Origin of the sequence: Streptomyces sp. SID13726 (assembly GCF_010548375.1) — a bacterium.
Taxonomy (GTDB): domain Bacteria; phylum Actinomycetota; class Actinomycetes; order Streptomycetales; family Streptomycetaceae; genus Streptomyces.
In genome coordinates, this window is the sequence record NZ_JAAGLY010000184.1 from 1 (window position 1) to 581 (window position 581).

A 581-nucleotide genomic window follows, 5' to 3' on the forward strand; every position below is an offset into this window, starting at 1 on the left:
CGGGCTGGTAGATGAACTTGCCGCCGTTGGAGCAGTCGTTGATGCGGCCCGAGGTCACGCCCTGCGCCTGGTTCCCCGAGATCACGGAGCCGCCCGAGTCGCCGCCCTCGGCGCACGCGCTGCCGCGCACGAGGCCGGGGATGTCGCCGTTGCCGTAGTTCACGGTGATGTTCTTCTGCTCGATGACGCCGCAGCGCCAGCCCGTCGTCGCGCCGGACCGGCAGACGGACGCGCCCACCGGCGCCTCGGCGGACCCGGCGACGTCGACCGTGCCGCCCGCGTAGTTGTTGACCCGCGGGACGGGGGAGAACCCGGCGTCGACGCGCACCCACGCGTAGTCGTGGCCGGGGAACGACGCAGCCTGGACGGTGCCCATGCGCGCCCAGCCCGCCGTGAGCACCTCCTTGCCCGCGGCGCCGCAGTGCCCGGCCGTGACGAAGCCTCCCTGGACGGCGAAGCCGATCGAGCACGCCGACCCCGACGACGCGCCCGGGTCCCGGGTGATGTACCGGTCGCCGCCCCGCACGTCGGCCGTGAGCTCGTACGGCGCGTCGACGACCTCCAGGCGGACGGCGGCCGGG

The 581-nt window shown here is 74.7% G+C and carries 1 protein-coding gene; it reads right to left on the reverse strand.

Features of this window, described 5'->3' with window-relative positions:
• Window positions 1-581, reverse strand: a 581-nt coding sequence (locus G3I78_RS47070) for a S1 family peptidase (protein WP_164436752.1), incomplete at both ends; no start/stop codon positions are given.